This window comes from Arenibaculum sp., from assembly GCF_035998295.1.
In the GTDB taxonomy this organism is placed as follows: Bacteria; Pseudomonadota; Alphaproteobacteria; order Azospirillales; family Azospirillaceae; genus DASYHS01.
This window is the reverse complement of the sequence record NZ_DASYHS010000283.1, coordinates 1-23,809: the sequence shown is the minus strand read 5'-3', so window position 1 is coordinate 23,809 and position 23,809 is coordinate 1. Positions and strand designations below refer to the sequence as shown.

Below are 23,809 nucleotides of genomic sequence, written 5' to 3'. Positions count from 1 at the left end.
GCAAGCCGTACCTGGAGGGGCCTTGCCGTCGGCCGGGGGAGATGGAGGCGTGGAAGCGCCGGCGCCCCAGGTGCCGACACCGCCGATCAGGAGCGCACGCAACGCCGGCGCCGTCGCCCAGGCCGCGGAGAAACCTGCCGTCGGGGTGCCGCGAACCGTGGCCGACATCCGGCCCGGCACGCCGGCGGCCACGCAGGTACCCGCCTTCGGCGAGGCCGTCGCGCGAAGTGCCGGCATCACCGACCGTGCCGATCCGCCTGCGGTTCCACGGGCTCCCGTGCCCGCCGCGGTCCAGGTCGCGGAGCAGGTCGTCCGGGTCGTGCATGCCGGGCGCAGCCAACTCCGCATCGATCTGAGCCCGGCCGAGCTGGGGCGGGTCAGGGTGGAGGCCGAATTCGGCGACGGGCGCGTCACCCTCGTGATCCAGGCCGACCGTCCCGAGACGCTGGACATGCTGCGGGCGGACGTGCGGGCGCTGGAGCGTGCGTTGGGCGATGCGGGCCTGAAGCTCGATCCGGCGTCGGTGCAGTTCAGCCTGCGCGGCGATGACCAGCAGCGCGGCTTCGCCGCGGCCGGCGGAAATGCCCGGGAGGGGGGCGGCCGGGAAGGGGGAGCGGATGGGGGTGCCGGGGACGGGCAGGCTCCCGATGCTTCCGAGCGGCTCGGCCTGCCGGTGGACGGCGTGGTCGACGTGATGGTTTGACCAGGAGACGGGAGAGACGACATGCTCACGACGACCGCAGCCACCGCCGACGCGAAGGCGACCGTCGACTACCAGTCCTTCCTGAAGCTGCTGACGGCGCAGCTGCGCAACCAGGACCCCCTGGCGCCGATGGATGCGACCCAGTTCATCACCCAGCTCGCGCAGTTCTCGACGGTCGAGCAGGGCATGCAGACCAACCAGACGCTGACCCAGCTCCTCGAGACGCTCAAGGCGAGTTCGGCGCGGTTCGACATGGCTTATCTCGGCCGGACGGTCGATGCCGCGACGGATGTCGCCGGCCTCGTCGATGGCGAGCTGCGCGCGGCCTATGCGGTCGACCCGGCGGCGACCGAGGTGCGGGTCGACATCCTCGGCGCCGACGGCAAGGTCGTGCGCACGCTGCCCGGCAAGACCGGGAGCGGCCGGCACGAACTGCTGTGGGACGGACGCCTCGCCGACGGCACCTCGGCGCCGGACGGAACCTACCGCATCGAGATCGTCGCGAAGAATGCGGCCGGAGACCCGCTCGACGCCGCGACCGTCGTCACCGACCGTGTCCGCGAGATCCGGCAGGTCGACGGGACGTCGCTGTTCGTGCTGGAAGGCGGCGCGACGGTGAACGCCGAGGACATCCTGGGGATACGGGCGTGAGGAGGCGCCTCAGCCCCTGCGGTTGCCCTGCTTGAGCAGCCGGTCGAAGAGGACGGCCTTGACGACGTCGGGGCCGAACTGCCGGTCCGCCGCTTCCGCCAGCCGGCGCGACGCCTCGGCCGGGTCGATGGAGGCTCCCTCGAAGAAGCCCGAGGCCGCGAGGCCGTAGAGCCCCTGCAGCAGCGCGTTGCGGGCGTGCGGCAATTCGCGGCGAAGGCGCTGGGCCGCCGTCTCGCCGGCCGCCTCGATCGTGATCTGCGCCAGCACGAACGACGTCGTCCGTCCATCGGCCAGGACCGGGACGACGAGCTGGCCCACCTCCACGTAATGCGGGCCGATCCCGGCCTGCGATGCCGGCGCCTCGGCCGGCTCGGGACGCGTTGCCGCCAGGCCGCCGCCGTAACCGGTGCCGAACGCGACCGCGCAGGCCAGTCCCAGCTTCAAGATGCGGTTCATCGCGTTCACCACGGCATGATGATGTCGAAGATCTGCTGGCCGTAGCGCGGCTGCTGCACGTCGCTGATATGGCCGCGCCCGCCGTAGGAGACGCGCGCCTCGGCGATCTTGTCGTAGTCGATAGCGTTGGTGTTGGTGATGTCCTCGGGCCGGATCACGCCCGCGACGCGCAGCTCGCGCAGCTCGAAGTTGACCCGGACCTCCTGCCGGCCCGCGATCACGAGGTTGCCGTTCGGCAGCACGTCGGTGACGACGGCCGCGACCCGCATCGTGATGCGCTCGGTCCGGTTGACCGAGCCTGTGCCGGTACTGTCGCTGCCGCTCTCCAGCTCGACCAGGCTGTCCGGGTCGACCTCGTCGGGGAGGACGTCGGAGAGCTGCTGCTCGAAGCCGAAGAAGGCGGGCAGGCCGGCGCTCTCGCTGTTGGCCCGGCGTCGTTGCGTCTGGTTCTGGAGCTGCGCACGGTCCTCGATGTCGATCAGCACGGTCAGGATGTCGCCGACCGTCTTGGCGCGCTGGTCGCGGAAGAAGCTGCGCGCCCCGGTGCGCCACAGGGAACTCGGCTCGCGCTCGAGGATGGTCGGGGCCGGCATCGGCATCGAGATCGTCCGCGCCTCGGTCTGCAGGGCGGGATTGCCGATCGCCGAGATCTGCGGCGCCTGGCCGATCTCGGCCAGCCGTCCGCAGCCCGGCAGCAGGGCCAGCGCAATCGCGGGGATCATCAGTCGGCGCATGCTCTCGGGCCTTTCAACTCCGTCATGGCGACACCGAGACCGTACCGGGAGCGGTCACGGTGCCGCTCACGACGGCATTGCTCGAGGGGTTCATGACCCGCACGCGGTCACCGACGCCGCCGTCCTGCAGCGCGCGTGCCTGGGCGGCGAGGTACAGGCCGCCCTGCTGGAACACGAGCGTCACGGGCTCGTTGCGGTCGACCACGACCGGCGCGCCGATCGAACTCGTGTGGATCAGGCGGCCGGGCGACAGCTGCCGGCGGGCCGCCATGCCGATCAGGCCGTCGAGCGAGGCGACCGCGCTCGCGGGCAGTCGGTCGAGCGGCATTGAGACCGTCGTCAGGTCGCCCTGCGACAGGATCTCGCCCGGCCGGACTCTTCGGGCCGGGACGGGCACGTCGATTTCGACCGTGGCCGTGCCGGCCAGCTCGTGGATGCGCCCGTCGCCGGCGACCAGCGCACGCAGCTGGCCGGACGACGCATCGAAGGTCAGGTGGCGGACGGCTTCGGCCGGGCCGGCGAAGGGAACGGCGAGCCGGACCGAGACGCGCGCCTCCCCGGGCAGCGCCGCGGGGCCGAGCATGGCCTCGACCTCGGCGGCAAGCAGATCCTCCACCGCGGCCGCGAGCGTGGTCCCGGCCGGGGCCGCGAGCAGCGCCGCCAGTAGCGCGGCCCAAGTCATGCGCATGCCGAAAGTCGCCATGGCCGGCGTCCTCAGCGCATGTTGGTGATGGTGGCGGACATCTCGTCCCCGGTCTCGACCACCTTGGAGTTCATCTCGTACGCGCGCTGGGCCGAGATCAGGTCGGTGATCTCCTGCACGACGTTGACGTTCGAGGATTCCAGGTAGCGCTGCCGGATCGAGCCGAACCCGGCCTGCCCGGCGATGCCGTCCTGGGGTTCGCCCGAGGCCGGCGTGTCGCGGAACAGGTTGTCGCCGATGGCTTCGAGCCCCGCCTCGTTGACGAAGACGCTGAGCGTGAGCTGGCCGAGATTCTGGGGATCGGTGTCGCCCTGGACATAGGCGAGGATCTCGCCCGAGCGGTTGATGGCGATCTCGCGCGTGTTCTCCGGCACCGTGATGCCCGGCGCCACGGTGTAGCCGTCGGCGGTCACCAGCGTACCTTCGGGCGACAGCTTCAGGCTGCCGGCGCGGGTGTAGGCGGTGTTGCCGTCGGGCAGCGTCACGTTCAGGTAGCCGCGGCCCTCGACCGCGAGGTCCAGCTCGTTGCCGGTCGACACCAGGTTGCCCTGGGTGTGGATGCGGTTGACCGCCGCGGGCTTGACGCCGAGGCCGATCTCGATGCCGGCCGGGACGATCGTGCCGGTATCGGACGACAGGCTGCCCTGCCGGCGCTCCGACTGGTACATCAGGTCCTGGAACTCGGCCCGCGCGCGCTTGAAGCCGGTCGTGTTGATGTTGGCGATATTGTTGGAGATGACCTCGACGTTGAGCTGCTGGGCCATCATGCCGGTGGCGGCGATGTTGAGGACTCGCATGGATCAGGTTCCTTGTGTGGCTTTGCCCAGGCGGCCGATCGCCGACCGCAGGAGCTCGTGGCCCTCCTCGACCATGCGGGAGACGGCCTGGTAGTCGCGCGACAGGTCCATCATCCGGGCCATCTCGACGATCGGCTGCACGTTGGCGCTTTCCACCTTGCCCTGGGCGAGGCGTGCGTCGGGCGCGGCCTGCGGGGCCTCTTCGGTCGCATGGAGGCCCTGTTCGCCGCGCCGCATCCCCTGCTGGTCCTCGAACCGGACGAGCCCGATGCGCGCCAGCGGGTTCCCGTCCACGGTCACCGTGCCGTCGGGGCCGATCGCGATGGTCTCGGCGTCGGGCGGTACCTGGAGCGGCTGGCCGCCGTCGTCGAGCACCGGATGGCCGCCGACGGTGACGAGGCCGCCGTCCTCGGCTCGGCTGAGCCGGGCGTCACGGGTATAGCGGACACCCTCCGGCGTTTGGACCCCGATCCAGCCATCCCCTTCGATCGCGAGATCGAGGGCCCTGCCTGTCTCCCGGAAGCTGCCCGGGCGCGTGTCGGTGTAGGTGGCACGGTCGATCGTGAAGGCTACCTGCTCCCCCCGCTTGCTGCCGACCCTCTCCATCGCCGTCTCGAACAGCATACGGTCGGCACGAAACCCGACGGTATTCATGTTGGCGATGTTGTTCGCGACGACTTCGAGGTGGCGCCGCAGCGCGACTTGCCTGGAGAGGCCGATGTAAAGGGGGCTTTCCATTACGGATACTCTCGGTCTTGAACGCCGGCTTAACCTAGGCGGCCTAGTTTAAAGCCGGGTTTCATTTCGGCGACCGAGGCCCTTGACTGGGAATTCCGATAAATGCCCGTTAAATTCAGGTGAGATCATGATGTATCGTGCCGCAATGCTCATCGCGCTGTCGGCCCTCGCCGGCCCGGTATCGGCCCTCGCCGTCGAGCCGGCGTTCGAGGTGCCGGCCCCGCCGGAACTGGAGGCGGCCGTTCGCAAAGGCCTGCACGATGCGCTCGACCTGCTCGAAGGAGGTCCGGCCGGGACCCCGGTGCCCTCCACCGTGGTGTCCCGCGGCATCGGCATGCTGGACGTGGCGCGCTGGGGGGCCGGCGACTTCGCGGAGCGGGGGCGGGAGCTGAGGATGGCCGCGGCCGCCGGCGACCCTGCCGGGAGGGTCGCCGCACTGTTGGAACTCGCGCGTTTCCTTTTCGCCCATGCGATGGTCGAAGAGGGGACCGGAGCGATCGAGGCCGCCGGCGACGCAGGCACCGCGGAGCAGCGCCATCAGCTCCGCATCCTGCGCGACGCCTTCTCGATCCTGGACGGGTCGGCCATTCCCGACGAGACGGTCTTCGTCCGCCGCACGCCCGTCGATTCGGCCGATCACCTGCTGTGGCGCAGCGCCGCGCTTGCCGGTGCCGGGCCCGCGGCATGGGCGGAAATCCGGCCGACGCTGCCGGAAGCGCTGCGCCGGCTGCTGACGTATCCCGGGCATTTGCGGGCTCTCCTCCTCGTTCGGCTGGCGGACGGCGCGGCGGCCGGCGACGCCGACGGGTTGGAGCGGATCGTGGTCGAGATGACGACGCTGGACGCGGTGGACCGCAGTCCGGGCGTGATCGACTACTACGAAGGACGCACGGCCGAGTTGCGGGGTCGCCTGGACGCGGCGCTCGGCCACTACGATGCCGCCGCCGCCGCGGGCGGGCGCTTCGGGCGCATGGCGCGGCTGGCGGCGATCGGGCTGCGCCATCGGCAGGATCTGCTGGACGCCGCCGGCGCGCTCGCCGCGCTGGAGAGCCTGCGTTACGCCTGGCGTGGCGACGATGTCGAGGCCGCGACCCTGGCGGAACTCGGCAGTGCCTATCTCGCGGTCGGAAGGACGGATCTGGCGTTGACGGCGCTCGACCTGCTGGGCCGGCGCTTCGGGGCGGACGAGCATGGCCGCGCGGCGACGGCGTCCGCTCTTGCCCTGCTGGGCGAACTGGCCGGCCGCGTCGTGCCGGCGGAACTGGTCTATCTGTCCCGCCGGCACGAGCGGCTCCTCGCGCGTGTCGACGCCGGCGGGGAGTTGCGTCGCCGGCTTGCCGCATCCTTGGCCGGAGCGGGTTTCTCGATCGAGGCGCGCCGTCTGCTGTTCTCGCTGGTCGAGGGCGGGAGCACGCCGGCGGCGGCCGACGCGCGCCTCGACCTCGCCCGGCTGTGGCTCGGGGCCGACCGCCCGGCGGATGCGCTCGCCGTGCTCGGCGGGGGCGGGGGCGGGGGCGGGGGTGGGGGCGGGGGCGAAGCCGGCGCGCTCCTGAAGGCCGAGGCCTCGATGCTGGTCGGTGACCATATTCAAGCGCTCGATGCGCTGCGTGGACTGGAAGGACCGGAAGCCGCCCGGCTGCGTGGGCGTACGCTGGTCGCCGCCGGCGAGTGGCATGCGGCGCCTGCCAGCTTCATCGACGCGGTCGCGGCGGTGTCCGCGCCGGAACCGGACGACGTCGCGCGCCTGGCGCTCGCCGCCTTGCGGACCGGCGATGCGGCGGCGCTGGGCGAGGCGGTGCGGCACCGGCAGGTGCTGGAGGGCACGCGCTGGGACGGACTCCTCGACGCGCTCGCCGCGGCTCCGGACGGAGCCGCCGGCGAGGATGCCCTGCGGCGCGAGCTGGCCTCCGCCGAGGCCCTGATCGCGGTCGGCCGTCGTTGGTCCGGGACCGGCGTGCCGGAGTGACGAGGGGCAGCGGAGCGGAACATATCGTCACAACTGCCGCCTTGTCGGTTCTGATTCGCATCCATAGCCTCGAAGGTGACGAGGGGACGGGTGGGACGATGACTGCCGTGAAGACCGAGGCCGCGGACGACCTTCCGAAGCAGGTCATCTACGGCCGTGACGCCCAGCGAGCCCTCGGCCGGCCGGCGGCCGCCACCGGGCGTCCGGCCGAGCCCGAGATCCGGACCCCGGAATGGAAGCGGTTCGAGCACGGCATGACGACCTGCCGGGCCGGCGGGAGGACCTTCGTCGTCGGCATGGGCCGGGGTGAACGGCCGTTCGGGAGTTGCCGGTACGGCTGGTTCATACAGGAACTCCTCCCGGACGGATCGGTCGGGGAGGTGACGCAGACGGGAGGGATCGACCGTCTCTACTCGACGCTGTGCTCCTACGTCGCGAACGGACGGACATACGTCTTCTGCCATGCCGCCGACGGTAACCACTGGTTCATTCGCGAGCTGAGGGAGAACGGAACCTTCGGTCCGCAAACGCACAGCGGGTCGTTCGGCAGCCACTACCCGGTCGCCTGCGCCGTCAAGGCGGGGCCGGGCGACTACGTGTTCGGGACATGCGGCAGCGGGTTCTGGTTCCTCCGGCACCTCCATGCCGACGGCACGCTCGGGCGCGAGGCGCACACCGGAACGTCGTCGCGCGATGACAGGCTGGCGACCGTCTGCAGCGCCGTCGTGGGTGGCCGGACTTTCCTGATGGGACAGGCCGCGAACCGGGAGTTCTTCGTCTGGGAGATAACGTCCGACGGCCGGCGGTCGGCCAGGCCCGTGTACCACGGCGGCAAATGGCGGCCCTATGCGGCGTTCTCGGCCTTCGAGACGCCGTGCGGCGCCTACCTGATCGGCCAGGGCGAGGAGAAGTGGTTCGTCGCCCCGATCGCAGCGGACGGTTCCATCGGAGGGGAGACGGACTTCGGCGACTGGGCCGGCGTCTACGGCTACCTCGCCGGGCTGTCGGCATCCTGCCGGGTCGAACCGCCGGGCCCGCGGGGCGACGGATCGCGAGGACGGGAAGGCCCCCCGTGAGAAGAAGGGCGCGGGGACCGGGTACCTGCGCTCCGCGTCCGTCCTTAAAAGCCGCTTTAAACGGAGCCGGCTAGCGTCGCCTTCTGAGCCCGGACGCAGCGCCGGGCAGGCGGCGCCGGAGGGCAGCACATGCGTTTCGTGATCGGGATCGTTCTCGTCGGGTTCAGCGTTCTCGGCGGCTTCGCTGCGATGGGTGGCAGCCTGCACGTCCTGTGGCAGCCTTTCGAAGCGCTCATCATCATCGGTTCCGCCGCTGGCGCCTACGTCATCGCGAACTCGATGGCGGTGCTGAAGGACACGGTCGCGACCCTGCGCAACCTGCTGCGCGGGCGGCGCAACGGCCGTTCGGAATACCTGGACCTGATCTCGCTGATCTACACGGTGCTCCGGGTCGCCAAGTCGAAGGGCATGATGAGCCTCGAGAAGGACATCGACAATCCCCGCGAGAGCGCGCTGTTCGTCCAGTTCCCGAGCGTGCTGCGCCACGAGCGCAGCCTGCGCTTCCTGTGCGACTACCTGCGGCTGATCTCGCTCGGCCTGGACAAGGGGCACGAGCTGGAGGCCCTGATGGACGAGGAGATCGCGACGCTCGCGCGCGAGCTGAACCAGGTCCCGAAGGCGCTGGGCGGCTTGGCGGAAGGGCTGCCCGCGCTCGGCATCGTCGCGGCCGTGCTCGGCGTCATCAAGGCGATGGGGTCGATCAGCGAGCCGCCGGAGGTGCTGGGCCGCATGATCGGCGGCGCCCTGATCGGGACCTTCCTCGGGGTGCTGCTGTCCTACGGGCTGGTCGGGCCGCTGGCGAACGCCGCGCGCCAGCGCCGCGAGGCGGAGCTGAACCTGTTCATCTGCATCAAGGCGGGATTGGTGGCTTACCTGAATGCCTGCCCGCCGCAGATCTGCGCCGAATATGCGCGCAAGGTCCTGTTCGCCGACGTGCAGCCCAGTTTCGACGACGTCGAGAACGCGACCTCGGTTGCAGCACTGGGCAAGAGCCGCGACGAGCGGCAGGCCGCCGCCTGAGGTCGGGCCGATGGCACGCGCAAGACAGCAGTCCGGGCCGATCGTCATCCGCCGCAGGAGCTTGGCCGAGGACGACGAGCACGAGGCCGCCGGCACCTGGAAGATCGCCTATGCCGACTTCGTGACGGCGATGATGGCCTTCTTCCTGCTGATGTGGCTGATCAGCGTCACGACGCAGGAGCAGCGCGACGGCATCTCCGACTATTTCAACCCGGTCGCGGTTTCGCAGGAGCGCTCGGGTGCCGACGGCATGCTGGCCGGGCGTACGGTCGACGAGGAGGGTGCGCTGACCTCGCCTGCGGGCGTGGGCGAGGCGACGCTGCCGGTCGCATCGCCGCCGGTCGTCGCCTCCGTCGGCCAGGACGACCGCGAGCCGGCCGGACGCGAGGACCCGATGCCCCATCCCGAGGGCTCGCCCGGCGTGGTGCGCGACCTGCTGTCGGGCACGCTGTTCGGCGTGCCCGAGCGGGTGCGCGATGCCGAGTACGAGGAGTTCCTGCGCAGGCGCGAAGAGGCGCTGCAGGAGCAGCGCACGTTCGAGCGGGTCGAGCGCGAGATCCGTGCCACGCTCGCGTCGGTGCCGGACCTCAGTCCGCTCGCCGACAGCATGGTGATCCAGCAGGTCCCCGAAGGCCTGCGCATCCAGATCACCGACCGCCCGCATTTCGCGATGTTCGCCGTCGGCTCGGCCGGCATGAACGAGCAGGGGCGCCGCCTCGTCCAGGTCGTGGCCGGCGTGCTGGTCGACGTGCCCAACGGGATCGCGATCGCCGGCCACACCGACGCGCTGGCATATTCGGTCGACGGCCGCTACGGCAACTGGGAGCTGTCGAGCGACCGCGCCAATGCGGCGCGCCGCGAGCTGCTCGCCACCGGCCTGGCGCCCGCCAGGATCGTCCGGGTGGAGGGGCGCGCGGACCTCGACCACCTCATCGGCCAGGACCCCCTCGATCCCCGCAACCGCCGGATCAGCATCACCCTGATGCGCCGGGCGCCGATGCCGGCCGCGCCGGACGGCAGGGCTCCTGATTGAGGTCGACGATCATCAACTGGAATTTGCGGTCTTGTTCCGAACCACCTCTTGACTGTCGCCGTCTCATGTTCTCATATTGTTCTCACTACCGGAACGAGGAGGACACCCCATGGCCCCGCGCATCGAGTTGTTCTGCCGCATCGCCGCGCGCGGCGAGCCCCTGGCCGAGGCCGCGCGCCGCGCCGGCTACGCGCCCGGCTCGGCGCCGTGGGCGCATGCGGACGTGCGGGCCCGCCTCGTCGAGCTGTCCGCCGAGGAGGAGGACCGGCACGAGGCCCTCGTCGAGCAGATGCGCCGGCAGCACGACGAGCTGTACGGCAAGCTGATCGAGCAGGGGCATTTCCCCGCCGCCGCCCGCCTGCTGACCCACCGGTGGCGCTTCGAGAAGGAGGTCGGCGCCGTCCGCGCCGTGACCCGGGCCGAGCGCGAGCGCCTGCGCGAGGACCTGCGCGAGGACGTTCGGGACGAGCTGCGCGAGGAACTGCGCGGCAAGGTCCAGGCGGAACTGGTGGAGGAACTGCGCAAGGAGCTGGCGGGACTGCGCCAGGAGCTGCGCGAGGAGATGCGCGCCGGGACCGTGACGAAACATGACATTCCCGCACGTTTCGACGCCCCGCTGCCCTCCAGTCCGCTGGCCGGTCCTCTGGCCGGCCCGCTGGCCGCCGCTCCGCAGAGCGCCGGCAGCCTGAAGGCCCGCCTGCGCGACCAGCCCCTGCCGGTCCCCACCGGCAAGCTCACCCGAACCGCCTGAAATTCCCCTCTCCCGTGCAACGGGAGAGGGAGGGGCCCAACCGAAGGTTGGGAGGGTGAGGGCAGCCCCCGCAGGCCCTCACCTTCCCACCGCTACGCGGCGGGCGGGGCGAGGACTTGGCGGAACTGCCCGAGGAACTGCCCGAGGAACTGCGCGAGGAGACGCGCGCCGGGACCGTGACAAACCATGACGTTCCCGCACGTTTCAGACACCGTCGACCCGAGTTGGGAGCCCTGACCGGATCGCCGCGGGGATTGACGTTCCTTCCCGCAACGACGTAAAGCGTGCGGCGAAGGGCCGGGGGAGGTGGCGATGTCCGGGAAGCAGCCGGATCGGGAGCACTGGTCGGAGGTTGCCGCCGAGTGGATGCGCTGGGCGCGCACGCCGGACCACGATGCCTTCTGGGCCTACCGCGACGGCCTGCGCGCCTTCATCGGCAGCCGCGCCGCGGACGCGCTGGACGTCGGCTGCGGCGAAGGCCGCGTCTCGCGCGAGTTGAGGGCGCTCGGATACGACGTCACCGCGGCGGACGTCGTCGAGGCGCTGGCCGGCGCCGCGAAGGAGGCGGGCTCGGCCCACCGCCACGTCGTCGCGGACGCGGCGGCATTGCCCTTCGCCGACCGCAGCTTCGATCTCGTCGTCGCGTACAACGTCCTCATGGACGTGGCGGACGTCCCGGCCGCGGTCGCGGAGGTTGCCCGGGTGCTGCGCCCGGCGGGGGAACTGATGGTCTCCCTCGTCCATCCGTTCCGCGACCGGGGAAGCTTCGACGGCGAAGGTCCGGACGCGCCCTTCGTCCTGAAGGACACCTATTACGGCAGGAAGCGTTTCGAGGGCGCGGAGGAGCGCGACGGGCTGCGCATGCGGTATGCCGGCTGGTCGATGCCGCTGGAATCCTATGCCGCCGCCCTGGAGCGGGCCGGCCTCGCGATCACGGCGCTGCGCGAGCCTCTTCCCGCGGATGGGGCGCGGCAGCAGCATGCGGAACGCTGGAAGCGGATTCCGCTGTTCCTCTGGCTGAAGGCGCGGCCGGTCGCCTGACGGGACCGGCGCCGCGGCGGAAGTCGCGCGCGTCATACGGGAAGTCCTGGTTTACGTGTCGACGGGTGCGCGTATGCTGGCCGTTCACCGGTCGGGAAAGCCGTGCGCGAAGTTCGAGCCGGTGTGACGATCCGGCACAGGAACGAGTCGATGAGCTTCAAGAAGCACGCGCCGCCGCCCACCCGCTTCGGCACCCCCTTCGGAGCCGGCCAGCAGGCTCGTCCCGCCAGCGTCCAGCCGTCGTTGAACAGGGCTCCGCCCGCCCCCCACCCGGCGACGCGGACCATGGCCCATCAGCCTCCCGCGCCCGCCTCCGCGACGCGGACCGTCGCGATGGGATCAAGCCGCCCCTCGGCCGTCCAGTTGATGGAGGGCGAAGACATTGAAAGCCTGGGTCGGGGAAAGCGGAAGCGGGTGCCGCCCGGGACGAGCGAGCTCCTGCGTGAGAAGGAGGCCGAAAGATGGAGGCAGCAGGATCGCGAGAGGATCGAGAAAAAACGTGAATCCAAGGCAAGGGTAAAAAAGGAAATAGAAGAACTTAAGAAGAAAAAGAAAGCGAAAAATTATCTCATAAATCTCAAGGAACATGAATATTACGGAGAATTAAAAGATCTGTCAATTTACATCGGCAACGGTACTGGAACGGATGTCACCGCGGTCGGTATAACGTCAGGCAAGGAGAAGCATGCCGCGGCACAGCGGCCGCAACATGCGCAGAATCTGAGAGCGACGGAGAGGAACGTCATCTGGCATCAGAACAACCCCGGACGCTGCGTTCACGCGGAAATGTGGCTGCTGTATCTGATCGTGAAAAGCGGAAAGAGCCTGACTCACATCAGCGCGGAAAGGGAACTGTGCGAGAGATGCAGGCAGGTCCTGGATGCGGCAAACGTCAAATACGACAAGGCGTATATCGGTGCGGCGACCGATAACTGGTATGATCCATGGGCGCAACAGGGTGAAGAGAACCCGTACGGCACTTTCGATTCCTACGACAACGGCCGTAAGGTAGTGTTCTGACCTGGCGGGTGTCCGTCATCGGGGGGCCGGAGCCGCGTTCCGCCGGGTCTTTTCCATCCTTACCTCGGAGGTAATCGACCCGCCTCCCCGGATCCTCGACGATGCTCCGACACCTCATCAGGAGAGCACGTCATGCCCGTCACCTACACGATCATCTTCGACGTCGTTCCGGAGAAGAAGGCGCGGTTCATGGAACTCCTCGCCGGCATTCTGGACGTCATGAGACACGAGCCGATGTTCCATCAGGCCGTCCTGCATCGCGACCCGGAGAACGAGAACCGGATGATGCTGTACGAGACCTGGGAGGACCACGGGGACGTCCTGGCCGTCCAGCTCGCGCGGCCCTACCGCGTGGCGTGGCACGAGGCCCTGCCGGGCCTGCTCGCCGCGCCGAGGGGCATCGCGATGTGGGAACCGGTCCGCGCGGACCGCAGGGGCGGTTGAGCGGGCCGTCCCCGCTCCGTTTAAAACCGGCTTTAATGCCGTCCCTGTAGCGTCGGGCCATGCAATGCCGTCCGCCCGCGGAGAATCCCGGAGGCAAACCCGGACGAAATTCGAGCCAGTCGGGAAGGGATTCAAGATGAGCCTGTTCAGCGCCATGCGTTCCGGCGTCAGCGGACTGTTCGCCCAGAGCAGCCGGATGGCCGCGATCTCCGACAACATCAGCAATTCCGGCACCGTCGGCTACAAGCGTTCCGACGTCGACTTCTCCTCCATGGTGACGGGGCAGGGCGGCTCTGGCATGTATTCCGCGGGCGGCGTACGGTCCAACGTCCATTACCAGATCACCGGCGAGGCGCCGGTCCAGGGCACGGGGAACGCGACCGACCTCGCGATCACGGGGCGCGGCTTCTTCGTCGTGTCCGACCAGTCGCGGGCGACGGCGGCGGGCGGGGCGCGGGAGTTCTCCCTCACCCGCGCCGGCCGGTTCGAGCCGGACGACCGCGGCTTCCTGCACAACAGCGCCGGACACTACCTCCAGGGCTGGAAGCTGAACTCCGACGGCACGCTCCCCGCCGTCAGCCGAGAGGATTTCGCCAGCCTGGAGACGGTGAACGTCGGCGGCCTCGGCTACCGCGGCAGCGCCACGACCGAGGTCACCTTCGCGGCCAACCTGCCCGCGCAGGCCACCGCCGGTTCGTTCGATACGCAGATGACCTTCTACGACGGCCTCGGCGGCCCGCGGGAACTGACCTTCACCTGGACGCCCGACGGCGGCGTGCCCAACCGCTGGAACCTCGCCGTCACCGGCCCGGCCGGCTACACCGTGACGCCCGCCACCGTCACCGGCATCGACTTCCACGCGACCGGGCCGCTCGCCGGCACGCCCATCGCGGCGATCCCCGACGTCGCCGTGACGATGGGGGCCGACACGGTCGCGGTCCGCTTCCAGGGCATGACGCAGTACGAGGGCGACTACGTGCCCTCGCGCATGGACAAGAACGGCGCCAAGGCCGGCCAGGTGAGCGCGGTCGAGGTCGACGACGGCGGCAAGCTGTGGGCGATCTTCGACAATGGCGCGCGCCAGGCGATCTACCAGGTTCCCGTCGCCGACGTCGTCAACCCCAACGGGCTCGTTCCACGCGACGGCAACACCTACCTCCTCGGGGCGCGCAGCGGCGCGATGACGCTGCGCGACGCCGGTTCCGGTCCCGTCGGCGAGATCGAGGGCGGCGCCCTCGAGCAGTCGAACGTCGACATCGCCCAGGAACTCGTCTCCCTGATCGAGACCCAGCGCGCCTACTCGTCCAGCGCCAAGATCGTCCAGACCGCGGACGAGATGATGGAAGAGACGACCCGGCTGAAGCGGTGATCCCGGCTGCGGCGAGGAGGCCCAGAGCATGAGCATTCAGATGGCCCTCAACTCCGCGCTGTCGGGCCTGAAGGCGGCCCAGCAGCAGGCGGGGCTTGCGTCCCACAACATCGCGAACGCGACCACTCCCGGCTTCGTGCGCAAGACGCTCGCCGTTTCCGCCGCGGTCACCGGCGGCAGCGGCCAGGGCGTGCGCGCCGACGGCGTGCTGCGCGGCGTCGACGAGCTGCTGCTGCGCGACGCGCGCTTCGAGGTCAGCCGCTACACCGCGCTCGAAGCGCGGGCGGAGGCGCTGTCGACCTATACCCAGGTCCTCGGCCAGCCACAGGAGGAGCGTTCGGTCGCGAGCGCCCTGTCGCGCTTCCAGCAGGCCTACCAGAGCCTGTTCGACATGCCCGAGAGCGACGGTGCGCGCGCCGGCGTCGTCGAGAAGGCGACCCAGCTTGCCGCGCGCATCCGCGACGCCGCCGGGGCCGCGACCGCGATCCAGGCCGATGCCCGCGACCGCCTCCAGGGGTCCGTCGGCGAAGTCAACGCGGCGCTCCACGAGGTGAGCCGCCTGAACGCGGCGATCGCGACCGGCCGGGCGGGCGGTGCCGACGTGTCGGACCTCCAGGACCAGCGCGACGTCCAGCTCGACCGCATCGCCCGGGAGATCGGCATCCGCACCTTCACGCGCGAGGGCGGCGACGTCGTGGTGATGACCCGTCAGGGGCGGATGCTGCTGGAGTCCGGGCTGGCGCCCGGCGCGCAGCCGCTCCAGGTCGTCGGCAACGCGCTCGTGATCGGCGGGGTCGACGTGACGGCCGACCGGGCGAGCGAGGTGCAGAGCGGGCGGCTGATGGGCCTGCTCGACATCGCCGAGGGCGACGTGCCGACGGTGCTGGCGCAACTCGATTCCCTGGCCGCCGGGCTCGTCCGGGGCTTCCAGGACGCCGAGGCCGATCCGACGCAGGCGGGCCTGTTCACCGACGGCGCCGGTGCCTTCGCGGCCGAGGCCGGCCTCGCGTCCCGCATCGCGGTCAACCCCGCGGTGGAGGGCAACGCCTGGCGGGTGCAGAGCGGCGTCCAGGCCGCGGCCCCGCTGCCCAAGGGCGACACGACGCAGGTCGCGCGCTTCCTCGGCGTGTTCCGCACCGACATGACCTTCTCGGCACCCGGCCTGCCGGCGATCTCGCGGCTCGAGGGCTACGCCGTATCGCTCGTCTCCGGCCAGCATTCCGGACGCGCGGCGGTCGAGACGGACATGGCCGCGCGCCGCATCGCCGCCGAGACGCTGAACACCGCGCGCATCAACCGCGACGGCGTCAACGTCGACGAGGAGATGCAGAAGCTGATGCTGATCGAACAGGCCTACGGCGCCAGCGCCCAGGTCATCCAGACCGCGGGCCGGATGATCGAGACCCTCCTCCAGCTCAAGAGCTGAAGCCATGCTGATGAACACCATCTCGACCCTCGGCCTGTCCAAGCGGCTGCGCACGTCGATGGCCGGGCTCCAGATCGGCCTCGCCCGCGTCACCGACGAGCTCGCCTCGGGCAAGCGCCACGATGTGGCGGGCTCGCTCGGCGCGCGCGCCGGGCAGGCGATCAGCTTCCGCCAGATGCACGAGCGCACGGATGAGTACCTGAAGACCTGCACGCTGCTCGATTCGCGCATGACCCTGATGTCCGGCTCCATGTCGGAGATGGACAAGGCCTGCAGCGACGTGCTGGCCCTGGCGCTGACCGGCGCCGAGCAGCCTCCCTCCGTGGGGTGGGGACTGGGGATCGCGGCGCGCGGCGCGCTCGACCAGATGGTCGGCCTGTTGAACGCGACGGTCGGCGGGCGCTCGCTGTTCTCCGGCGTCGACGTCGATGCGGCGGCGATGCGGCCGATCCGCGGCGGAGACGGCCTCGGCCCCTCGCCGATGGACGTCGTGAAGGGGGCGATCTCGACCGTGCTGGGCGGTCCCGCGGCGCCCGCGACCGCCGCCGAGGCGGCGGCCGTCATCGCGGCGCTGGACGACCTGTTCGCCGTCCGCGACCCGGCCACGCCCGCACCGCCGCCGCTGACCCAGACCTACGAGGGCGGCCTCTACACCGGCACCACGGCCCTGGCGCCCGGCGGGGCGCCCAACCCGCGCGTATCCGGGACCCCCGAGGAGGGCGTGGAACTCGCCTATGGGGTCCAGGCCAACGACCCGATGATGCGCAGCCTGATGCAGGGCCTGTTCATGCTGGCCGCGGTCGACACCGGCACGCTGCCCGCGGGTGCCTACCAGCCCTACATGGACGTCGCGATCGACCGCCTCTCGGCCGGGCTCGGCGAGTTGCGGCGGGTGCAGGCGGAAATCGGCATCCAGCACGCCTCGATCCCGGACACGAAGCAGCGCCTCGATGCCCGCATGAAGGTGCTGAACGAGCAGATCATCGCGCTGGAGGACGTCGATCCCTACGAGACCAGCCTGCGGCTCGGCCAGATCGAGGCCCAGCTCGAGGCGACGATGAGCGCCACCGCCCGCGTCTCCCGCCTGCGGCTGACCGACTACCTGTAAGCCGACAGCAGAGGCCCCATGCCCGCACCCCGCCGCTCCCTCGCCGCCCGTATCCTGCGCGGCCTAGCACCCGTCCTGCTGGCCGCTCTCGCCATGACGGCCGCGGCGGACGCGGCGGCGCAGGCGCGCATCAAGGACCTCGTGACCATCGACGGAGTGCGGCGCAACCAGCTCGTCGGCTATGGCCTCGTCGTCGGCCTGAACGGCACCGGCGACCGGCTGACCAACACGCCCTTCACCCAGCAGAGCCTCCAGGGCATGCTGGAGCGGCTCGGCGTCAACATCCGCAACGAGACCCTGCGTACGCGCAACGTCGCGGCCGTCATGGTGACGGCGTCGCTGCCCCCCTTCGCGCGCCAGGGGACCACGATCGACGTCACCGTCTCGACCCTGGGCGATGCGAGCAGCCTGCTCGGCGGGACCCTGCTGGTGACGCCGCTGCTCGGCGCGGACGGCGAGGCCTACGCCGTCGCGCAGGGGCCGCTCGCGGTGACCGGCTTCTCCGTCCAGGGCCAGTCCGGGACCTCGCTGACCAAGGGCGTGCCGACCTCGGCCCGCATCGCCAACGGCGCCATCGTGGAGCGCGAGATCGACTTCGCGCTCGACGACGTGGGCGTCCTGCGCATGGCGCTGCGCAACCCCGATTTCACGACCGCCAACCGCATCGCCGACGCGGTGAACCGGCGGCTCGGGGGCGGCACCGCGCGGGTGGCCGATCTTTCCACCGTCGACGTGCTCATTCCCGGCCCCTACCGCAACGCCGTGGCCAGGCTGGTCGGAGAGCTGGAGCAGCTCGCGGTCGTGCCGGACATGGTCGCCAAGGTCGTCGTCGACGAGAGGTCGGGAACGATCGTGATCGGCGAGGGCGTTCGCGTCAGCCGGGTCGCGGTGACCCAGGGCAACCTGACGCTTCGGGTCACCGAGACCCCGCAGGTCTCCCAGCCCGGCCCCTTCTCGGAAGGCGGCGAGACCGTGGTCGTCCCGCGCACGGACATCCAGGTCGAGGAGGGCAACGGCCGGCAGTTCGTGACGGTCGGCGGCAATGTCGGGCTGCAGCAGCTCATAGACGGGCTCAACGCGCTCGGCGTCGGGCCGCGCGACGTGGTCGCGATCCTGCAGGCGATCAAGGCCGCGGGCGCGCTGCATGCCGACCTCGAAATCATGTGAGGGCGCAGGAGGGGAACGATGGACGTGGCGGCGATAGCGGGGCCCGGGCCGGTTTCGGGCCCGGCCCGGCCGGCGGCGGGACAGGCGGGCGAGGTGGCGAAGGAGTTCGAAGCGCTGCTGGTCGGCCAGCTGTTCGAGCACATGTTCGACGGGCTGGGCGCTTCCGGCCTGTTCGGCGGCGGTCAGGCCGAGCGGACCTGGCGCGGCTTCATGCTGCAGGAATATGCCCGCTCGGTGGCGCAGAGCGGCGACCTCGGCATCGCGCCCCTGGTCGAGGCGGAGGTCGCACGGCTCTACGCCGGTTCCATGGAGAGCGGGGAATGACGCGCAGCCTCAAGGACGTCATCCGCACCTTCGTCCGCGACGCGCCGGCGGCGGCTCCGGCACCCGAACCGCAACCCGAGGCCGGGCCCGCCCCGTTCGTGGACGGGCCTGCGGCGGCGGCCATGGTCGACTGGCTGGACGCGATGGCGGCGCTGGCCGACCTGCTGGACGAGGAGACGGCCGTCGTCGAGCGGGGCGACGCCCTCGGCCTGGACGCGTTCGCACGGCGCAAGCTCGCGGTCGGCGAGCGGTTGGAGGCGCTGATGCCGGCGTCCGGCGGCCTCGGCGCGGCGGTCGCGGCGAACGCGGACCTGCGCGCGATGGCGCTTCGGGCGGTGGAACGCCTGGAACGGTCGGTCCGCCTCAACGCGGCGGCGCTGGCCGCCATGCGCGATGCCGTGACGGCGATCAACCGCCACCTGCTCCGCGCCGCCGAGAAGGCCGCCTCCGACGGCCTCTACGCCCGTTCGGGCCAGGCGCTCCGCCCGGTCGAGCTGTCCGCGTCGGGCGTCGACGCCCAACTCTGAACATCCCGCCTCTTGACTGCCGGCGCCATATGTTCTCTTATTGTTCTATCTGCCGGAACGAGGAGGACACCCCATGACCACTACCGCCGACCGGCCGTTGCCCCCGCACATCGAGTTGTTCTGCCGCGTCGCCGCCGCCGGCGGCGTGTCCCTGGCCGAGGCCGCGCGCCGCGCCGGCTGCGCGCCCGGCTCCGCGCCGTGGGCGCACGCGGACGTCCGGGCCCGCCTCGCCGAGCTGTCGGCGGAGGAGGAGAACCGGCACGAGGCCCTCGTCGAGCGGATGCGCCGGCAGCACGACGAGCTGTACGGCAAGCTGATCGAGCAGGGGCATTTCCCCGCCGCCGCCCGCCTGCTGACCCACCGGTGGCGCTTCGAGAAGGATGTCGACGCCGTCCGCACCATGACCCGGGCCGAGCGCGAGCGCCTGCGCGAGGACCTGCGCGAGGACCTGCGCGAGGAGGTCCGGGCGGAACTGTTGGCGGAGCTGCGCCAGGAGCTGCACGCCGGGACCGTGACGAACCATGACGATCCCGCACGTCCCGACGCCCCGACGTCGTCCGTCTGCTGGCCGGCCCGCTGGCGGCGGCCGCTCCGCACGGGGCCGGCAACCTGAAGGCCCGGCTGACCGCACGAAAATCCCCTCTCCCAGGGGTGCGGGAGAAGAGATGTCCAACTCGGGCCGCATCGATCCCCGGCGATGCGGCCCGCCGTTTTTTTACCCCGGTTTAAACCGGGCCTGCCAAGGTGAAGGCGTCGGCGGCGCACCCCTGGACCCGAAGGTCCGAAGGGGAGGCCGGCGCCGCGGGCCCCGGCGTCAGAAAGGCGTCAAGCATCTCGTGAACAGGAGATGACCCATGGCCTCCATCATGACGAACGCCTCTGCCCTCACCGCCCTGCAGACCCTGTCGACGGTGTCGGGCTCCCTCGTCCAGACGCAGAACCGCATCTCGACCGGCTACAAGGTCGCGAATGCGAAGGACAACGCATCCTACTTCGCGATCGCGACCACGATGCAGTCCGACGTCTCGGCGTTCAAGGCGATCAACGAGAACCTGACCTTCAGCCTCAACGCCGTCACCGTCGGCCGCGTCGCGACCGAAAGCGTGCTCGACGTGCTGAAGGAGGTGAAGTCCCAGCTCTCGCTCGCGACCGCGTCGGCGACCGATCATGCCAAGATCGGCGCCTACCTGACCGAGCTCGGGGAGCAGATCTCGACCGCGATCGGCGCCGCCAGCTTCAACGGCGAGAACGTGATCGACGACACCACGGCCCGCTCGATCGTGTCCGGCTTCAACCGGACCGGCAGCGCCACGATCGCCACCACGACGATCGACTTCACGGGCCAGGACCTGTCCGCGATCGCCACCTATGTCGGCACGCTCGAGGCCTCGATCACGGCGGGTGCCGACGGCGTCGCCAACGCGGCCGCCGCGGCGACGGAGCTCGTCGCCCTCGAGGCGCATATCCAGACCGCCAGCAACGCGGCGGCCGAGCTCGGCACCGTCGGCAAGCGCATCGAGCTGCAGCAGAAGTTCCTCACCAAGCTGAACGACGAGCTGTCGATCGGCATCGGCGGCATCGTGGACGCCGACATGAACGAGGAATCGACCCGCCTGCAGGCGTTGCAGGTCCAGCAGCAGCTGGCCATCCAGGCGCTGTCGATCGCCAACCAGCAGCCGCAGAACATCCTGTCGCTGTTCCGCTGAGCCGGACGGCTCCGGCGCCCGCCCCCGAAAGCTCAACCGGCTCGACTTGGGGGCGGGCGCCGCCCGTCCGTCGCGGCCACGGCCCGGACAGGCGTCCGGGCCGTGCGCGCCCCGCAGGGGAGGGGCGGTTCTTTTCATCGGATTTAAAGCCGGTCTCCTAGTCTGTCCCAGTCCAATTCTGGCCCAGTCCAATCCTGGCAGGTGGGAAAGATGAGCATCGCGGCCTACCAACAGACGATCGCCGAGACCGAGGATCCCCGCCGGATCGAGTACAGGGTCTTCTTGCGGATCACCGTCCAGCTCGAGAAGCATCTCGGCGCCTGCGCGCCGACGGAGGAGCTGAAATCGGTGCTGTGGCGCAACCAGGAGCTCTGGAGCGCGCTGCGTGCCGACCTGATGTCGCCCGACAACGCGCTTCCGGGCGCGCTGAAGGCGGCGCTCGTGTCCCTGTCCTTCTCGGTCGACCGCCACACCGTCCGGGTCCTGGACGGCTCGGCCGACATCCGCCTGCTGGTCGACGTCAACAGGTCCGTGATGCAGGGGCTGCAAGGCATCCTGCCGGCCGGAACGGAGATGGCGCATGGCACTTAAGCTCAGGCTCAAACCGAACGAGCGGGTCGTCATCAACGGCTGCGTCGTCCAGAACGACAACCGCCGCTACACGCTGACCGTCAGCAACTTCGCGCAGATCATCCGCGGCAGCGACATCCTGGACGAGGACGAGGCGGACACGCCGGTGCGGCGCGCCTATTTCGTGATCCAGGGCATGCTGCTCGATCCCGCCCTCGTCAAGGAACGCGCGGAGATCCTCACGACCATGATGGCCAAGCTCTACGCGGCGTTCCAGCGGCCCGACATGCGCGACCGGGTGATGGAGGCGATGCACCAGGTCGGCGCCGCCGACTACTACAAGGCGCTCGCCTGCCTGCGGCCGGTGATGGCCTACGAGGAAACCGTCCTGCCGGGCGTGCGGCCGCTGCGCGGGCGCGATCCGGCCGAACCCTGACCGCCGGCGGACCAGGAGGCGACATGTCCGATCCCGTCAACGGAGTGAACGGGCCTGCCGGCGAGCGGCCGGCGTCCCCGGTGGAGGCGGCCCTCGAGGCGCGCGACCGGCGGCTCGAGCGCAGCCGCCGGGAGGAGCGCGAGGCCGCCGCAACCGCAGACGCCGCAGCAGCCGGAACCGCCGCGAAGCCGGCGCCAGCCGAGCCGGTCCGGCCCTATCGCGTCACCCTCGACCCGGGAACCAGGCACCTCTACACCGAGGTGCTGGACAGGCGGACGGGCGAGGTCGTGCTGCGCATCCCGCCGCGCTACGTCGACCCGGAGAGCCTGCTCGATCCCGAGGCCGAGGACGGCCCGGACGCCGCAAGGGACATCGAGGCATGAGCACGATCCAGAACCTGCGCCTGATCGGCGTCGGCTTCGCCCGCTCCGCCGCAGCCGCCCCGCAGCGCATCGACACCGCCGAGATCGACTATTTCGAGAGCCGCGTCGGCAAGGTCGCGGACGCGGACGACCTGCTGAACGACGCGCGGCTGCTGCGCTTCACGCTCAAGGCGTTCGGGCTGGACCACTACGCCCAGTCGCGCGACTTCCTGCGCCGGGCGCTGAGCGAGGGCGTCGGCGATCCCGCGAGCACGGCGAACCGGTTCGGCGACGCGCGGCTGAAGGAGATGGTGGCGACGCTCGGGCTCGACCAGGCCGGCGCGCCGGCGCTCGACCGGTGGGACACCGTGTCCGGGATCGTGAACCGCTGGGCCGGCGACGACGCGGAGCTGCGCGGCCGGCTCGGCAACCGCGAGCTGGAGCATTTCCGTGCCGAGATCGGCAAGGTGAGGACGAGCGGCGACCTGCTCGCGAACGACCGGCTCTACGTCTTCGTGATGAAGGCGTTCGGCCTGGAGCACGCGATCGGCGAGCGCGACCTCGCGCGCCGCGTCCTCGACGACGGCGTGCAGTCCGACCTCGCGACCGCGAACATGTTGAGCGACCCGCGCTGGAAGGAGATGGCGACCTTCCTGTCCCTGAAGGAAAGCGGCGGCGCCAACCTGCGCAAGGCCGAATACGTCGAAGCGATCGCCGGGCGCTATCTCGCCCGGCATCCCGAGCTGGCGCATCGCGACAACCCGCTGCTGGGCCCGCACTACGAGCGCCGGCTGGACATGTTCCGCGGCCAGGCGCTGAACGCGCGCGAGATCGCCTATTTCAAGGAGAACGCGCACAGGATCCGCACGCCCGACGACCTGTTCGCGGACGACCGGCTTTACCGCTTCGTGCTGAAGGCCTTCGGCCTGGGCGACCAGGCCGACGCCAAGGCGCTGATGCGCAAGGTGGTCGCCGAAGGCGTCTCCGACCCGCGCTCGACCGCGAACCGGATGACCGACCCCCGGTTCAGGGAAATGGTCGCGGCACTCGGCTTCGAGACCGTTCCGGCCAATCTCGGCGACACCGACACCGTCGTGGCGGTGACCAACCGCTACGTCGCGGCCCATCCCGGCACGACCCCGTTCGGGACCGACTTCCATTCGCGCGAGCTCGCCTATTACCGCGGCGCCATCCGCTCCGTGCGCACCGTCGACGACCTCATGAACGACCAGCGGCTGCTGAGCTTCGTGACCGAGGCGTTCGGCCTGACGGGCGCGCTGGCCGACCGTGCGCTGCTGCGCGAGGTGCTGACCGACGGGGTTCCGGCCTCGCCCGGTCCGCTCGACGATCCGCGCCTGTCGGACCCGAAGCTGCGGGAGCTGGCCGGGACCTTCCGCTTCGAGATCGCGCGTTCCAGCCTCCAGCGCGACGAGGCGGCGGACCATTTCATCGGCCGCTTCACGGCCCTCGGCTTCGAGGAGCAGCAGGGCGAGGCCGACACCGGCGTCCGCCTCGCCCTCGACTTCCTGCGCAAGATGCCGGAGATCGTCCATCGCAAGGGCACGGAGAAGAGCCGGCTGCTGGCGGTCCTCGGCGACAAGGCCATGTCCGAGGTCGTGTTCACCGCGCTCGGCCTGCCGCCGGAGATGGCGCGGATGAACCTCGACCGGCTGGTCGTCCA

27 protein-coding genes are annotated in these 23,809 nt (G+C 70.5%); 22 read left to right on the top strand and 5 right to left on the bottom strand.

Going from position 1 to position 23,809, the window contains the following annotated elements:
• Positions 1–49 precede the first annotated feature (49 nt).
• Entirely contained in the window at positions 50–703 is a 654-nt protein-coding gene (locus VGO20_RS26790) for a flagellar hook-length control protein FliK (protein ID WP_327505474.1), read from the top strand.
• A gap of 21 nt (positions 704–724) precedes the next feature.
• A complete protein-coding gene (locus tag VGO20_RS26785; protein WP_327505473.1) occupies positions 725–1,354 on the top strand; it encodes a flagellar hook assembly protein FlgD in 630 nt (209 codons plus the stop codon).
• Positions 1,355–1,363: 9 nt separating this feature from the next.
• Here the strand turns inward: VGO20_RS26785 and VGO20_RS26780 are convergent, their stop codons facing one another.
• The 5 genes from VGO20_RS26780 to flgF are packed head-to-tail and all read right to left on the bottom strand — an operon-like array spanning position 1,364 to position 4,782.
• Positions 1,364–1,810, bottom strand: a complete 447-nt coding sequence (locus VGO20_RS26780; protein WP_327505472.1) for a flagellar basal body-associated FliL family protein — start codon at positions 1,808–1,810, stop codon at positions 1,364–1,366.
• A gap of 5 nt (positions 1,811–1,815) precedes the next feature.
• Positions 1,816–2,532: a flagellar basal body L-ring protein FlgH gene (gene flgH, locus VGO20_RS26775; RefSeq protein WP_327505471.1), complete on the bottom strand. Its 717-nt coding sequence runs from the start codon at positions 2,530–2,532 to the stop codon at positions 1,816–1,818.
• Positions 2,533–2,566: 34 nt separating this feature from the next.
• The gene (flgA, locus tag VGO20_RS26770) at positions 2,567–3,247 is read right to left on the bottom strand and encodes a flagellar basal body P-ring formation chaperone FlgA (RefSeq protein ID WP_327505470.1); all 681 of its coding nucleotides are present in this window, start codon (positions 3,245–3,247) and stop codon (positions 2,567–2,569) included.
• Positions 3,248–3,258: 11 nt separating this feature from the next.
• Complete coding sequence (gene flgG, locus VGO20_RS26765; protein ID WP_327505469.1) at positions 3,259–4,044, bottom strand: flagellar basal-body rod protein FlgG; 786 nt, start codon at positions 4,042–4,044, stop codon at positions 3,259–3,261.
• Between the two features lie 3 nt (positions 4,045–4,047).
• A complete protein-coding gene (gene flgF / locus VGO20_RS26760; RefSeq protein WP_327505468.1) occupies positions 4,048–4,782 on the bottom strand; it encodes a flagellar basal-body rod protein FlgF in 735 nt (244 codons plus the stop codon).
• A 127-nt stretch (positions 4,783–4,909) separates the two neighbouring features.
• On the opposite strand from flgF, the gene VGO20_RS26755 reads away from it, so the two are divergent.
• From VGO20_RS26755 to VGO20_RS26660, 20 genes are all read left to right on the top strand, one after another.
• Positions 4,910–6,748 (top strand): hypothetical protein, encoded by a 1,839-nt coding sequence (locus tag VGO20_RS26755; protein ID WP_327505467.1) that lies wholly within the window; start codon positions 4,910–4,912, stop codon positions 6,746–6,748.
• Positions 6,749–6,846: 98 nt separating this feature from the next.
• Positions 6,847–7,824: a hypothetical protein gene (locus VGO20_RS26750; RefSeq protein WP_327505466.1), complete on the top strand. Its 978-nt coding sequence runs from the start codon at positions 6,847–6,849 to the stop codon at positions 7,822–7,824.
• Between the two features lie 129 nt (positions 7,825–7,953).
• Positions 7,954–8,844, top strand: a complete 891-nt coding sequence (gene motA, locus VGO20_RS26745) for a flagellar motor stator protein MotA (RefSeq protein WP_327505465.1) — start codon at positions 7,954–7,956, stop codon at positions 8,842–8,844.
• A gap of 10 nt (positions 8,845–8,854) precedes the next feature.
• A complete protein-coding gene (locus VGO20_RS26740) occupies positions 8,855–9,877 on the top strand; it encodes a flagellar motor protein MotB (protein WP_327505464.1) in 1,023 nt (340 codons plus the stop codon).
• 109 nt (positions 9,878–9,986) lie between these two features.
• Positions 9,987–10,628 carry a hypothetical protein gene (locus VGO20_RS26735; RefSeq protein ID WP_327505463.1) on the top strand — a complete coding sequence of 214 codons (642 nt, stop codon included), beginning with the start codon at positions 9,987–9,989 and terminating at the stop codon, positions 10,626–10,628.
• Positions 10,629–10,940: 312 nt separating this feature from the next.
• On the top strand, positions 10,941–11,669 hold the full coding sequence (locus VGO20_RS26730; RefSeq protein WP_327505462.1) for a class I SAM-dependent methyltransferase: 729 nt from the start codon (positions 10,941–10,943) through the stop codon (positions 11,667–11,669).
• A gap of 150 nt (positions 11,670–11,819) precedes the next feature.
• Positions 11,820–12,689, top strand: a complete 870-nt coding sequence (locus VGO20_RS26725) for a hypothetical protein (RefSeq protein WP_327505461.1) — start codon at positions 11,820–11,822, stop codon at positions 12,687–12,689.
• A 132-nt stretch (positions 12,690–12,821) separates the two neighbouring features.
• Positions 12,822–13,133, top strand: a complete 312-nt coding sequence (locus VGO20_RS26720) for a putative quinol monooxygenase (RefSeq protein WP_327505460.1) — start codon at positions 12,822–12,824, stop codon at positions 13,131–13,133.
• Between the two features lie 136 nt (positions 13,134–13,269).
• The gene (locus VGO20_RS26715; protein WP_327505459.1) at positions 13,270–14,502 is read left to right on the top strand and encodes a flagellar hook protein FlgE; all 1,233 of its coding nucleotides are present in this window, start codon (positions 13,270–13,272) and stop codon (positions 14,500–14,502) included.
• Between the two features lie 28 nt (positions 14,503–14,530).
• Positions 14,531–15,928, top strand: a complete 1,398-nt coding sequence (gene flgK, locus VGO20_RS26710; RefSeq protein WP_327505458.1) for a flagellar hook-associated protein FlgK — start codon at positions 14,531–14,533, stop codon at positions 15,926–15,928.
• A 4-nt stretch (positions 15,929–15,932) separates the two neighbouring features.
• Positions 15,933–17,036, top strand: a complete 1,104-nt coding sequence (locus VGO20_RS26705) for a flagellin (RefSeq protein WP_327505457.1) — start codon at positions 15,933–15,935, stop codon at positions 17,034–17,036.
• An 18-nt stretch (positions 17,037–17,054) separates the two neighbouring features.
• Complete coding sequence (locus VGO20_RS26700; RefSeq protein WP_327505456.1) at positions 17,055–18,203, top strand: flagellar basal body P-ring protein FlgI; 1,149 nt, start codon at positions 17,055–17,057, stop codon at positions 18,201–18,203.
• Between the two features lie 18 nt (positions 18,204–18,221).
• Positions 18,222–18,527 (top strand): rod-binding protein, encoded by a 306-nt coding sequence (locus tag VGO20_RS26695; protein ID WP_327505455.1) that lies wholly within the window; start codon positions 18,222–18,224, stop codon positions 18,525–18,527.
• Positions 18,524–19,054, top strand: coding sequence for a flagellar protein FlgN (locus tag VGO20_RS26690; RefSeq protein ID WP_327505454.1), 531 nt, complete (start codon positions 18,524–18,526; stop codon positions 19,052–19,054). Before VGO20_RS26695 ends, VGO20_RS26690 begins: the two co-directional genes overlap by 4 nt.
• A 73-nt stretch (positions 19,055–19,127) precedes the next feature.
• Positions 19,128–19,667 carry a hypothetical protein gene (locus VGO20_RS26685; protein ID WP_327505453.1) on the top strand — a complete coding sequence of 180 codons (540 nt, stop codon included), beginning with the start codon at positions 19,128–19,130 and terminating at the stop codon, positions 19,665–19,667.
• A 241-nt stretch (positions 19,668–19,908) separates the two neighbouring features.
• Positions 19,909–20,760: a flagellin gene (locus VGO20_RS26680; RefSeq protein ID WP_327505452.1), complete on the top strand. Its 852-nt coding sequence runs from the start codon at positions 19,909–19,911 to the stop codon at positions 20,758–20,760.
• A gap of 210 nt (positions 20,761–20,970) precedes the next feature.
• A complete protein-coding gene (flaF, locus tag VGO20_RS26675; RefSeq protein WP_327505451.1) occupies positions 20,971–21,351 on the top strand; it encodes a flagellar biosynthesis regulator FlaF in 381 nt (126 codons plus the stop codon).
• A complete protein-coding gene (locus tag VGO20_RS26670; protein WP_327505450.1) occupies positions 21,341–21,766 on the top strand; it encodes a flagellar biosynthesis repressor FlbT in 426 nt (141 codons plus the stop codon). Before flaF ends, VGO20_RS26670 begins: the two co-directional genes overlap by 11 nt.
• A 23-nt stretch (positions 21,767–21,789) precedes the next feature.
• Positions 21,790–22,149, top strand: coding sequence for a hypothetical protein (locus VGO20_RS26665; RefSeq protein WP_327505449.1), 360 nt, complete (start codon positions 21,790–21,792; stop codon positions 22,147–22,149).
• On the top strand, positions 22,146–23,809 hold a 1,664-nt coding region (locus VGO20_RS26660), incomplete at its 3' end, for a DUF1217 domain-containing protein (RefSeq protein WP_327505448.1). The genes VGO20_RS26665 and VGO20_RS26660, both read left to right, overlap by 4 nt.